Origin of the sequence: Paracraurococcus ruber (genome assembly GCF_004353985.1) — a bacterium.
Classification (GTDB): domain Bacteria; phylum Pseudomonadota; class Alphaproteobacteria; order Acetobacterales; family Acetobacteraceae; genus Paracraurococcus; species Paracraurococcus ruber.
This window is the reverse complement of sequence record NZ_SMOA01000002.1, coordinates 103968-114300: the sequence shown is the minus strand read 5'-3', so window position 1 is coordinate 114300 and position 10333 is coordinate 103968. Positions and strand designations below refer to the sequence as shown.

Below are 10333 nucleotides of genomic sequence, written 5' to 3'. Positions count from 1 at the left end.
CGCAGCGCGGCCAGGGCCCGGTCGCGCCCCGCGGCATGGTCGATCGCCGGCCGCGGATAGCCGCGGCCCAGCGCCACGCCGGCCCCCGCCAGCACCGCCGCCGGCGCTTCCCAGGGCCGGTGGATCCAGCGATCCGGCAGGCGGGCCAGTTCCGGGACGAAGCGGCGGACATAGCGCCCCTCGGGGTCGAATTTCTCGCCCTGCAGCACCGGGTTGAACACCCGGAAATAGGGTGCCGCATCGGTGCCGCTGCCGGCGATCCACTGCCAGGACGCGCTGTTGGAGGCGAGGTCGGCATCCACCAGCGTGTCCCAGAACCAGGCGCTGCCGGCCTGCCAGGGTTGCAGCAGGTGCTTCACCAGGAAGGACGCCGCGATCATCCGCACCCGGTTGTGCATCCAGCCGAAGCGCCAGAGCTGCCGCATGCCGGCATCGACGATGGGATAGCCGGTGCGGCCGCGCTGCCAGGCCTGCAGCAGCGCCGCATCGGGCTGGAAGGGGAAGGCGGCGAAGCGGTCGCGCAGCGCCCGGTCCGGCATCTCCGGCCGGTGGAACAGCAGGTGGTAGCTGAACTCGCGCCACAGGATCTCGCCGAGGAACGGCTTCGCCAGCTCGGGGTCCTTCGGCAGCGCGCCCCGCACCGCATGCCAGACCTGGCGCGGCGAGATCTCCCCCCAGCGGAGATGCGGCGACAGGCCGGAGGTGCCCTCGGTGCCCGGGTCGTTGCGGCCGTTGGCGTAGCCCGTCACCGGCCCGGCGAGGAAGCGGCCGAGCCGCGCCGTCGCGCCATCCTCCCCCGGCTGCCAGAGCGTGCCGAAGTCGCGCGCCCAGTCCGGCTCCCCCGGCACGGGGTAGAGCGGCAGGCTGTCCAGCGCCTCCCCCGGCGGCGGGGTAGCGAGGGGGCGCAGGCGGTCGGGCGCGGGCAGGGGCGCCTCCGGCTCACCCATGCCGATCACCGACTTGGCGAAGGGCGAATAGACCGCATAGGGCCGGCCGGTGCCGCTGCGCACCGTCTCCGGCTCCCGCAGCAGGGTCGAGGTGAGGAGGCGGAGGTCGCGGCCGGCCGCGCCCAGCGCCTCGGCCACCCGCCGGTCGCGCTCCCGCGCCCAGGGCTCGTAGAGCCGGCCGGCCAGGACCTCGGCGGCGCCGGTGGCCTCGGCCAGCGCCGGGATGACGATCTCCGCCCGGCCGCGCGCCAGCAGCAGGGGCGCGCCGCGCGCCGCCAGGTCCCGCCCCAGCGCCGCGAGCGAGGATTTCAGCCACCAGCGGGCGGCGCCGCCGGCGGCCCAGGGGCCGGCCGCGGCATCGTCCAGCACGAAGACGGGCAGGACGGGGCGTCCCCCTTCGGCGGCGGCACGGAGGGCAGGGTTGTCGGCAAGGCGGAGATCCTGGCGAAACCAGGCGAGGGCGGGACGGGGCATGGCCATCCCCTCCATGTAGGGTGCGGCCGCGGGCGCGGGAGGCCGGCGCCGGCGAGGCATGGGGATACTCCGCCCGGCGCCGGGGAGGTCCGGTCGCGGGGCCCGGCGGCGGGGCTCGGGCGGCGCGGCGGCGGCGCAGTCCGGCGAGGCCGGGCAGGCCGGCGCCGCGTGAGGCGCGCCGGCTCCGGCATCGGCTCCAGGCAGAACTCGATGGTCGGGACGGGCAGGTCGGCGGTGCCGACCCTGCCCTGGACCCGCATTGCGCGGGCGCCGGCGGGGCCTTGGCCGACGAAGGATCCTAGCAGGAACCAGAAGCAGGCGCGGGATCCGACACCATCGCGGTGCAAGCCGCTCCCCCGCCGGACGACGCAACCTGCCGGCGAGGGGGAGAGCTTGAGGCCGGGGCCGATTGGGAACGGGTCAGCGACCGGTCGAACCAGGCGACAGGAGGCTGCAGGCGGCACCGTGAAGACGGCGCCATCCGGCAGCGCCACGCCGCTCGTGCCGCCCGGGCCAGCCAGGTGACGACGTTGCTGGTGCATGCCCCGTTCCGGCAAGGTCGAAGCCAGCACGTAACCCATGGATGGATGTTCTTCCGGGCGCTGGCTGCGCATGTGGAGGTTTCGAACGGACCGGCGCGGGCGAGGCCGGCGCGATGACCGGCCGCCGCACCGCCCCGGCCCGCCGAGCGTGGCGCGAGATTGCCCGCCGCTGCCGGCCGCCTGCGGGTTCCCGCGAGGCATCGGGCCGCGCCGCGGGCCGGCGACGACACCCGGCGGCGCTGGAAGGTTTTCCGGCAGGGCGCGGCGGCAACGCGGATGTGCTGCCCGCGCCGGTCGGTCCCGGCGCGAACCGATGCGGTTCTGTGGCGTTGCGGCGGGGCACAAACGGCAGCGTCAACCCCGGCGCGCCGTCGCCCCGCAGAAGGAGATTCCGCATGCCCATCTCGAACCGGCGCCAGGTCCTGGTCGCCGGCGCCGCGCTGCTGGCGCTGCCCCGCCTGGCCCAGGCGCAGATGCGCAACGTCGTGGACACGCTGGCCGGCGACCCGCGCTTCAACCGCTTCCTGGAAATCATTGGCCGCGGCGGCGCCACCGACCAGTTCCGCGGCGCCGGGCCGATGACGCTCTTCGCGCCGACCGACGCGGCCTTCAACGGCGCCTCCGCCGCCATGCTGCAGGACCTGCTGGCGCAGGGCACCGGCGGCAGCGGCGGCGGCACGCTGTCGGGCGCCAGCCCGGACATCGTCCGGCTGCGCTCGCTCATCGGCTACCATGTCATCCCCGGCATCGCCCTGACGCCGGAGCAGATGACCGGCGACCGGCAGATGAAGACGGTGGCGGGCGGCGTGCTGCGCATCGCGTCGCAGGGCGGCACCATCGCGGTGACGAACCCGGCGCCGGAGCGGCAATCCTCCACCTTCGGTGTCGGCGGCCTGAACGTGCTGCCGCCGGCCGCGGTGGACGGCGCGCCGATCATCGCCACCAACGGCATCATCTACCCGGTCACGCAGATCCTGCTGCCGTAACCCGCAGGCCGCGGGCAGGGCCGGTGGGCATGGAGTAGAGCCGGTCCTGCCCCAGCAGGAACAGCCGCGCGCCGCGCGGGAAGAGGCCGGCGATGGCGGGGTCGCCGGCATCCAGCCCGCCGGTATAGGCGCCAAAGGCCGGCAGCATGACGCGCCAGGCATCGGCGACGAAGCAGGGCCGCGTCACGCCGCCGCAGCGCGTCGGCATGGTGGCCTTGGGGTGGAAATGGCCGCTGATCTCGGCCGGCTTCACCGGGCCGCGCCGCGCCTCGTGCCGGAAGGTCAGCGGCCCGTCCTGCACCTCCTCCAGCGCCGTGCCGGGCAGGCCGGCCGGCGCCACGGGATCATGGTTGCCCAGCACCCAGAGCAGTTCCACGCCGTCCAGCATCCGCCGCAGCAGCGCTGCATCCTCGGCGGCCAGCCGCCCGGCGCCGCCGGCATCGTGGAAGCTGTCGCCGAGCAGGATGACGCGCGCCGGCCGCCAGCGGCGCAGCGCCAGGTGCAGGCGCTGCAGCGTCTCCCGCGTGTCGTAGGGCGGCACGAAGCGGCCGCCCCGGGCGAAATGGCTGCCCTTCTCCAGGTGCAGGTCGCCGACGACCAGCGTCCGGCGCGCCGGCCAGGCGAGCAGCCCGGCGGGGTCGAGCATCAGCCGCTCCCCCGCCACGTGCAGCGGCGCCGGGGTCATGCGCCGCTCACGCTCTTCGGCGCGCTGCGGATGAAGCGGTTGAAGCGCTGCTTGCGGTCGCGCTGGCGGGGCTTGTCCACCACCCGGCCGGGGTTGGCGCGCACGCCCTCGGTCACCTCGGCCAGGATCCCGGAGAACACCTCGTCGCCATCCGTCGCTTCCTCCACCAGCGCCGCCGCCTCGGCCAGCAGCGCGTCCTCGGCACCGCCGGCGACCCATTCGCGCCCCTCCTCGATCAGCGCCGGCACGGCAAGGGGCGAGACGCGGTCGAGCACCTGGTGGCGGATGCGGCCCTTCGCCCGGGCCAGCAGCAGGCCGATCCGGGCGACATCGGTCAGCCCGCCGGCGGCTTCCTGGCGGGTGGCGCGCAGCAGGATGTGGTCCGGTTCATGCTTGCGCAGCACGTCGTAGATCAGGTCGGAGTTCATGGTCATCTGGCGGCCGGACTTCTCCTGCCCCGGGTGGTTCTTCTCGATCAGCCCGGCGATGGTGGCGATGTTGCGGAAGGTGCGGCGGAGCATGCTGCTTTCCGCCATCCATTCCTCGAGATCCTCGCCGAGGATGTCCTCCTCGAACAGCGGTTCGACATCGGTCGGCTCGAAGGCGCTCCAGGCGGCGAGGACGTAGTCGGTGGCGAGGTAGCCCATGGGGCCGTAGCCCAGCCGCTCCATCCGCCGGGTGACGAGCATGCCGAGCGTCTGGTGCGCCAGCCGCCCCTCGAAGCAGTAGGCGACGAGGAACCAGCGGCCGCCGCGCGGGAAGGTCTCGATGAGCAGCCCGTCCTGCTCCGGCAGCATGCTGCGCTTCTGCTGCAGGCGCAGCCAGTCGCGGACCGGGTCGGGCAGCAGGCGCCACTTCTTCGGGTCGTGCAGGATCTCCCGCACCCGCGCCGCCAGCCAGGTGGTCAGCGGCATGCGGCTGCCGGCATAGGCGGGCACCCGCAGCTCCCCCCGGGTGCCGCCGCGGGAGACGATGGCGCTCATCCCGTCCAGCGCCTCGAAGCGCAGGGCCTGCCCGGCGAACATGAAGCCGTCGCCGGGCAGCAGGGTGGAGACGAACCACTCCTCCACCTCCCCCAGCAGGGGCCCGCCGCGCAAGCGGACCTTCACCATCGGCGTCTCCACGATGGTGCCGAGATTCATCCGCAGCTGCCGCGCCACCCGCTGGTCCCGCACATGGACCAGCCCCTCCGAATCGCGGAACAGCTTGCGGAAGCGCTCATAGACCCGCAGCGCATAGCCGCCATCCTCGACGAAGCGGACCACGTCGTCGAAGTCGCGGCGGGTCAGGCCGGCATAGGGCGCGGCGCGGGTCACTTCCGCGTACAGCGCATCCGGGTCGAAGGGCGCGTGGCAGGCCATGGCCAGCACATGCTGCGCCAGCACGTCGAGTCCGCCGGGCCGCGGCGGGTCGCCGTCCAGCTCCTCATGCCGCACCGCCTCCAGCGCGGCGGCGCATTCGATGACCTCGAAGCGGTTGGCGGGGACCAGGACGGCGCGGCTGGGCTCGTCCATCCGGTGGTTGGCGCGGCCCACCCGCTGCAGCAGCCGCGCGACGCCCTTCGGCGCGCCGACCTGGATCACCTGGTCCACGTCGCCCCAGTCGATGCCGAGGTCGAGCGAGGCGGTGGCGACCACCGCCCGCAGCTTTCCGAGTGCCATCGCCGCCTCGACCTTGCGGCGCTGTTCCACGGTGAGGCTCCCGTGATGCAGGGCGATCGCCAGCGCATCGTCGTTCAGCTTCCACAGCGCCTGGAAGACCAGCTCCGCCTGGGCCCGGGTGTTGACGAAGACGATGGTGACGCGGGCCTCGCGGATCTTCCGGTAGATCTCGGGCGCGCTGGCCAGGCCCATATGGCCGCCCCAGGGCAGGTGGCCCTCGGGCAGCTGCACCGTCAGCTTCGGCGCCGCGCCGCCGCGCACCTGCACAAGCCGCACATCCGCCGCTTGCCCGGTCGGCGAGAGGAAGGCGCGCAGCGGCTCGGGATGCGCCACCGTCGCCGAGAGCCCGACCCGCCGCGCCGCAGGCGCCAGGGTGCCGAGGCGCGAGAGGCCCAGCGCCAGCTGGTCGCCGCGCTTGGTGCCGGCCAGCGCATGGATCTCGTCCACCACCACCGCCGACAGCCCGGCGAAGAACTCTGTGGCCGCGGGCTGGGAGAGCAGCAGCTCCAGGCTCTCCGGCGTGGTCAGCAGGAGGTGGGGCGGATCCTCCTTCTGCCGGGCGCGGCGGTTCTGCGGCGTGTCGCCGGTGCGGGTCTCGATGCGGATGGGCAGCGAGAGATCCTCGACCGGCGCCGTGAGGTTCCGCGCGATGTCCACCGCCAGCGCCTTCAGCGGCGAGACATAGAGGGTGTGGAGCCCCGCCCGCGGGGCGCGGGCAAGGTCGATCAGGCTCGGCAGGAAGCCGGCCAGCGTCTTGCCGCCCCCGGTGGGCGCGATGAGCAGGGCGCTCTCCCCCGCCTCGGCCGCGCGCAGCAGCGCCAGCTGGTGCGGCCGCGGCGTCCAGCCCCGCCCGGCGAACCAGGCGGCAAAAGGTTCCGGCAATGTTCGCATCCGGCCGTCACTATGGCGGCGGGGCGCAGTTCCGTGAAGCCGGCCCCGATGCATCCTCCGCCCGGGCCGCGGCACCGGGGCGGCCGGGCGGCCCGGACGATCCGCCCGGGCGGGTTCGCGGGACGGCGGCCGCTACCGGCAGGCGAAGCGGATGGTCGCGCGCACGCCCTGGCTGCCGTCCAGCTTCAGGCTGGCATGCGCCTGCCGCGCCAGGCGGGGAACCAGGTGCAGGCCGAGGCAGCCCTGCGGCGTGTTGCGCCGCGGCGGCTCCGCCAGGCCCATTCCGTCATCCGCCACCACCACCTCCCCCAGGCCGGGGCCGGCGCGGCGGACCGACAGGGCGACGCGGCCGGCCCGCCCGTCAGGGAAGGCATGGCGGGCGGCGTTCACCACCAGCTCGTTGACGATCAGCGCCAGGGGGGTCGCCTGCGACACCGGCAGGTCCAGCGCATCCTCCAGCTGCAGGTCCAGCGTGATGCCGGGGCGGCCGGTGATCTCCAGCGCCATCCGCGCGGTGGTCGCCAGCTCGGCGCCCAGCTCCACCCCGGCGTCGGGCGGCACGCGGAACATGCGGTCCTGCACCAGCGTTGCCAGCATCACACGCGTGGCCGCGCCGCGCAGGGCGGCGGCGACCATGGGGTCGCTGGCGCGGCTGGCCTGCAGGCCGAGGAAGGAGGTGGTCGCCTGGGCGTTGTTCTTCACCCGATGGTGCAGCTCCGCCAGCAGCGTCTCGCGCTCCTCCAGCGCGCGGCGATGGTCCTCCAGCGCCTGCCGGCTGTCGGTCTGGTCGGTGCAACTGCCGATGAAGCCGGCGAAGGCGCCGTCGCGGTAGACCGGGCGGCCCTTGTCCAGCACCCAGCGCCACGCCCCGTCATGCCTGCGCAGGCGGTATTCCATGCTAAACTCGCTGCGCGCCGCGAAGGCCTCGGCGAAGCTCCGCAGGCAGCGCTCGCGGTCCTCCGGGTGCACCCCGTCGGCCCAGCCCTCGCCGCGTTCCTGGTCCATGCTGCGGCCGGTGAAGTCCAGCCAGGGCCGGTTGAAGTAGTCGCAGCCCATGGTCAGGCCGGTGCGCCAGATCATCACCGGGGCATGATCGGCCAGCGCGCGGAAGCGCGCTTCGTCGTCGAGCGGGTCCAAGCCCTCCGATCCTGCCTCCTCCACCGCCACCCCCGTGCCGTCCCGTTGCGGACCCGGTCCCGAGTGACGCATGACAGGCCGAGCGGTTCCGCCCAAATCACGGTGTTGCTTGCCGGGCGTTGCCGCCACCACAGCTTTGCCTTGGGCCCCAGGAGAAGGGACGCAGCGTAATACATGCCTCCGCATCCAGAGACTTGGCTGCGCGTGACGCCGCAGGGGCTGTACTGCGAGCCGGGCGGCTTCTTCATCGACCCGGTCAGGCCGGTGGACCGCGCCGTGATCACCCATGGCCATGCCGACCATGCCCGGCCCGGCCACCAGGCGGTGCTGGCAACGGTCGAGACCCTCGCGGTCATGCGGGCGCGCATGGGCGAGGGCGGCGCCGGCGCGGTGCAGCAGCCGATCGGCCCGGGCGAGGTGCTGGAGCAGGGCGGCGTCGCCATCCGCCTGGTGCCGGCCGGGCATGTGCTGGGCAGCGCCCAGGTGGTGCTGGACTGGCAGGGCAGCCGCGCCGTGGTCTCGGGCGACTACAAGCGCCAGCGCGACCCCACCTGCGCCCCCTTCCAGCCGGTGCCCTGCGACGTCTTCGTGACCGAGGCGACCTTCGCCCTGCCGGTCTTCCGCCACCCGCCGCCGGAGGGGGAGGTGGCCAAGCTGCTGAAGAGCCTCGCGCTGTTCCCGGACCGCACGCATGTCGTCGGCTGCTATGCGCTGGGGAAGTGCCAGAGGCTGATCCGCCTGCTGCGGGAGGCCGGCTGGGACCGGCCGATCCACCTGCACGGCGCGCTGGCCGCCCTTTGCAAGCTGTACGAATCGCTGGGCGTGGCGCTCGGCCCGCTGGAGCCGGCGACGGTCGCCAACAAGGCGGCGCTGCGGGGCGCCATCGTGCTGGCGCCGCCCTCCGCCGTGCAGGACCGCTGGGCGCGCCGGCTGACCGAGCCGGTGGTCGGGGTGGCCAGCGGCTGGATGCGGGTGCGGCAGCGGGCGAAGCTGCGGGGCGTCGAACTGCCCATGGTCATCTCCGACCATGCCGACTGGGACGACCTGAACCGCACGGTGGACGAGGTGGGCGCGCCCGAGGTCTGGGTGACGCATGGCCGCGACGATGCGCTGGTGCATGCCCTGGGGCAGCGCGGCATCCGCGGGCGGGCGCTGCACCTGGTGGGGCTGGGCGAGGAGGATGAGGGCGGGACGGAAGCGCCCCCCGCCACAGGGGAAGGCGATGCAGCCGCGGTTCGCGGGGTTGCCGCTGGGACCGATGTGGCGGCCGTGAGCCGCGGCGAAGGCCTATGAGCGTCCCCGCCTTCGCCGCGCTGTTGGAGCGGCTGGTCTTCACCCCCGGGCGCAATGCCAAGCTGGCCCTGCTGCGGGACTGGTTCGCCACCCAGCCGGACCCGGACCGCGGCGTCGGCCTGGCCGCGCTGACCGAGGAGCTGGTCTTCACCACCGCCAAGCCTTCGCTGATCCGCGACCTGGTGGCGGCGCGCACCGACCCGGTGCTGCTGGCGCTGAGCCACGACTATGTCGGCGACTTCGCCGAGACGGTGGCGCTGATCTGGCCGCAGCGGGGCCTGCGGCCGCGGGGCGCCGCAGGCGGGGAACATGAAGCGCAGGCCGAGACATACATCGTCAATGCGCCGCCGCCCGCATTGTCGGAGGTGGTGGAGGCGCTGGAGCTGACGCCGAAGGCCGAGCTGCCGGCGCTGATCGGCGGCTGGCTGGATACGCTCGATTCCTCCGGCCGGCTGGCGCTGATCAAGCTCATCACCGGCGGGCTCCGCGTCGGCGTCAGCGGGCGGCTGGCGCGCGTCGCCCTGGCCGAATGGTCCGGCCAGGATGTCGCCGCGATCGAGGAGGTGTGGCACGGCGTCGCGCCGCCCTACCTGCCGCTGTTCCGCTGGCTGGAAGGGCGCGACGAGAAGCCCGACCCGCGCGAGGCGCCGGTCTTCCGCCCGCTGATGCTCGCGCATCCGCTGGAGGATGCCGACCTCGCCGCGCTCGACCCCCCGGCCTGGCGGGCCGAATGGAAATGGGACGGCATCCGCGTGCAGCTCACCGCCGGGCCGGGCGGCCGGCGGCTGTGGTCCCGCGGCGGGGAGGACATCACCGGCGCCTTCCCCGAGATCGTCGAGGCCATGGACTTCCACGCGGTGCTGGACGGCGAGCTGCTGGTGATCCGCGACGGGGCCGTGGCGCCCTTCGCCGACCTGCAGCAGCGGCTGAACCGAAAGCAGGTGACGGCGACGATGATGCGGGACTTCCCCGTCGGCGTCCGCCTGTATGACCTGCTGTTCGAAGGCACGGAGGACCTGCGGCCGCTGCCCTTCGACGCCCGCCGGGCCCGGCTGGAGGACTGGGTGGCGCGGGTGTCGCCGCCGCGCATGGACCTTTCGGCGCAGATCGCCTTCGCGTCGCTCGCGCAGCTCGGCGGCATCCGCGACGGGGCGCGGGCCGCCTCGATCGAAGGGCTGATGCTGAAGCGCGCCGACAGCCCCTATGTCGCCGGGCGGCAGAAGGGACTGTGGTGGAAGTGGAAGCGGGAGCCGCTGAGCATCGACGCGGTGCTGATGTATGCGCAGCGCGGCCATGGCAAGCGCAGCAGCTTCTATTCCGACTACACCTTCGGCCTCTGGCGGCCGGACGGGGAGGGGGGCGAGGAGCTGGTCCCGGTGGGCAAGGCCTATTCCGGCTACACCGACGAGGAATTGGCCTGGCTGGACCGCTGGATCCGCAACCACACCACCGGCCGCTTCGGCCCGGTGCGGGAGGTGGAGAAGCACCTGGTGCTGGAGGTGATCTTCGACGCGGCGCAGCTCTCCACCCGGCACAAGTCGGGCGTCGCGCTGCGCTTCCCGCGCATCGCCCGCATCCGCACGGACAAGCCGGCGAGCGAGGCGGACCGGCTGGACATGCTGATGGCCTTCGTCGAGCGGCGGGCGGCGCCGGAGGGGGAGGCCGCGGACTGAGCCGCCCGCGCCCGGCTGCATCCATGCTCCGCCACCGCCCGTAA

At 74.0% G+C, this 10333-nt stretch carries 7 protein-coding genes; 3 read left to right on the top strand and 4 right to left on the bottom strand.

What is annotated here, in order from left to right:
• Positions 1–1421: cryptochrome/photolyase family protein (locus tag E2C05_RS01385; protein ID WP_456306469.1), on the bottom strand; the 1421-nt coding region annotated here is incomplete at its 3' end.
• 937 nt (positions 1422–2358) lie between these two features.
• Between E2C05_RS01385 and E2C05_RS32705 the strand changes: the two genes are divergently transcribed.
• Positions 2359–2949: a fasciclin domain-containing protein gene (locus E2C05_RS32705; RefSeq protein ID WP_158291869.1), complete on the top strand. Its 591-nt coding sequence runs from the start codon at positions 2359–2361 to the stop codon at positions 2947–2949.
• Here E2C05_RS32705 and pdeM read toward each other — a convergent pair.
• From pdeM to E2C05_RS32700, 3 genes are all read right to left on the bottom strand, one after another.
• Positions 2927–3634, bottom strand: coding sequence for a ligase-associated DNA damage response endonuclease PdeM (pdeM, locus tag E2C05_RS01375; protein ID WP_133217802.1), 708 nt, complete (start codon positions 3632–3634; stop codon positions 2927–2929). The two genes, E2C05_RS32705 and pdeM, sit on opposite strands and share 23 nt — an antisense overlap.
• A complete protein-coding gene (locus E2C05_RS01370) occupies positions 3631–6186 on the bottom strand; it encodes a ligase-associated DNA damage response DEXH box helicase (protein ID WP_133217801.1) in 2556 nt (851 codons plus the stop codon). Before E2C05_RS01370 ends, pdeM begins: the two co-directional genes overlap by 4 nt.
• Before the next feature lie 132 nt (positions 6187–6318).
• Positions 6319–7323, bottom strand: coding sequence for a sensor histidine kinase (locus E2C05_RS32700; RefSeq protein ID WP_200305822.1), 1005 nt, complete (start codon positions 7321–7323; stop codon positions 6319–6321).
• A gap of 174 nt (positions 7324–7497) precedes the next feature.
• Between E2C05_RS32700 and E2C05_RS01360 the strand changes: the two genes are divergently transcribed.
• Complete coding sequence (locus E2C05_RS01360) at positions 7498–8616, top strand: ligase-associated DNA damage response exonuclease (protein WP_133217800.1); 1119 nt, start codon at positions 7498–7500, stop codon at positions 8614–8616.
• Positions 8613–10289 carry a cisplatin damage response ATP-dependent DNA ligase gene (locus tag E2C05_RS01355; protein ID WP_133217799.1) on the top strand — a complete coding sequence of 559 codons (1677 nt, stop codon included), beginning with the start codon at positions 8613–8615 and terminating at the stop codon, positions 10287–10289. The genes E2C05_RS01360 and E2C05_RS01355 overlap by 4 nt, the downstream gene beginning before the upstream one ends.
• Positions 10290–10333 lie beyond the last annotated feature (44 nt).

Excerpts from the sequence above, each read along its gene's own strand:
- E2C05_RS32705 (WP_158291869.1), top strand. The coding sequence starts at position 2,359 with ATGCCCATCTCGAACCGGCGCCAGGTCCTGGTCGCCGGCGCCGCGCTG.
- pdeM (WP_133217802.1), bottom strand. The coding sequence starts at position 3,634 with ATGACCCCGGCGCCGCTGCACGTGGCGGGGGAGCGGCTGATGCTCGAC.
- E2C05_RS01370 (WP_133217801.1), bottom strand. The coding sequence starts at position 6,186 with ATGCGAACATTGCCGGAACCTTTTGCCGCCTGGTTCGCCGGGCGGGGC.
- E2C05_RS01360 (WP_133217800.1), top strand. The coding sequence starts at position 7,498 with ATGCCTCCGCATCCAGAGACTTGGCTGCGCGTGACGCCGCAGGGGCTG.
- E2C05_RS01355 (WP_133217799.1), top strand. The coding sequence starts at position 8,613 with ATGAGCGTCCCCGCCTTCGCCGCGCTGTTGGAGCGGCTGGTCTTCACC.